Below are 1446 nucleotides of genomic sequence, written 5' to 3' on the forward strand. Positions count from 1 at the left end.
CCGCAGCAGGCGCGTCGCCTCGGGATAGGCGGAGCGCGCCAGGCTGCGGCGCGTCGCGGCGAGCCAGAGCGGCACGCTGTCCGCCACCCGCCCGGCCTCGGCGAGGTGATGCGCCAGCACTTCCGGCTCCGTGGCGACCCGGTCCGCGTCGAGCCTCGGCAGAGCCTGGGCGAGCCGCGCATGCAGCAGGCGGCGCCGGTCGCGCACCAGGCTCTCGTAGGCGGCGTCGCGCAGCAGCGCGTGGTGAAAGGTCCAGCCCTCGCGGCCCGGCAGGCTGCGCCGCTGCAGCACCCCGGCCAGTTCCAGATGCGACAGGGCGGCGTCCAGCTCCTCCTCCGGCAGTTCCGTGACCGCCTGGAGCAGGTCGCGCGGCACGGAGCGCCCGGCCACCGCCGCCGCCTGCGCCACCGCCTTGGCCGATTGCGCCCGGTCGAGCCGCGCCACGAGGCATTCCCGCAGGCTGGGCGGCACCTCCGCCTCGGCCTCCACCGTGCCGTCCAGGATGGCGCGCGCCAGTTCCTGCGCGTAGAGCGGCACGCCTTCCGTGCGCGACGCCACCAGCCGGCTGATCCGCCGTGTCAGGTGCGGGCCGCCGGCGGCGGAGCCGGCGACGCTTTCCACCAGCTGCACCATGTCGGGCTCGCTCAGCGGGCGCAGATCCAGCAGCTCGACATCGTTCCAGGTGGGCGTGGCGGGCGGGGCGAAGGCCTCGCGCGAGGTGAGCAGGAGCAGGCAGCGGCCCGGCAGCCGGGACAGGGCGCGTTCGAGCAGCTCCATGGAGCTGGGGTCGAGCCAGTGCAGGTCCTCCACCACCAGGCAGAGCGGCTGCCGCGCCGAGAGGCGGGTGAGTTGGTCGAGCAGCGCCGCGAGGGTCAGGCCGCGCAGCCGGCGCGGCGCCATGGCGGCCAGGGCCGCCGGCCGCGCGCCCGCCTCGCCGCTGCCGCCGAGCAGCAGCTCCGCCAGCGCGGCCGCGCGTTCGTCGATCTCCGCGCCCTCGTCGCCCAGCCAGTGCCGCAGCCGGATCAGCGCATCCGGCCAGTCCTGGCCGGGGGCCAGGCGGGCAAGGCCGCGCAGCGGCGACACCAGGGGATAGAAGGGCGTGTCCGTGTGGAAGGGGGAGGCGATGAAGGTCAGCGTGGCGGAGCCGATGCGGTCCCGCCGCGTCGCCAGGAAGCGGCGCAGCAGGCTCGACTTGCCGATCCCGGCCTCGCCCCGCAGCAGCACCGTCCGGCTGGCGCCGGCCAGCACGCTTTCCCAGGCCTTTTGCAGCCGCGCGAGATCGGTCAGCCGGTTGACGAAGGCGTCGGGGCGGGCGAGGCGCCGGCGCTGGCCGCTGCGCTGGACCTCGCGGCGCACCAGGAAGGCGGGGCAGGGCTCGCTGAAGCCCTTCAGCACCTGCGGGCCGAGGTCGCGCATCTCGAAGATCGGGGTCAGCCGGGCCCGGGT

Annotated in this window: 1 protein-coding gene; it reads right to left on the reverse strand. The window is 76.1% G+C overall.

The features are described from left to right. Positions 1-1446, reverse strand: a 1446-nt coding sequence (locus ROTAS13_RS24420; RefSeq protein WP_171979238.1) for an AAA family ATPase, incomplete at both ends; no start/stop codon positions are given.

The sequence above is a fragment of the Roseomonas sp. TAS13 genome, assembly GCF_001950415.1.
Classification (GTDB): Bacteria; Pseudomonadota; Alphaproteobacteria; order Acetobacterales; family Acetobacteraceae; genus Roseomonas; species Roseomonas mucosa.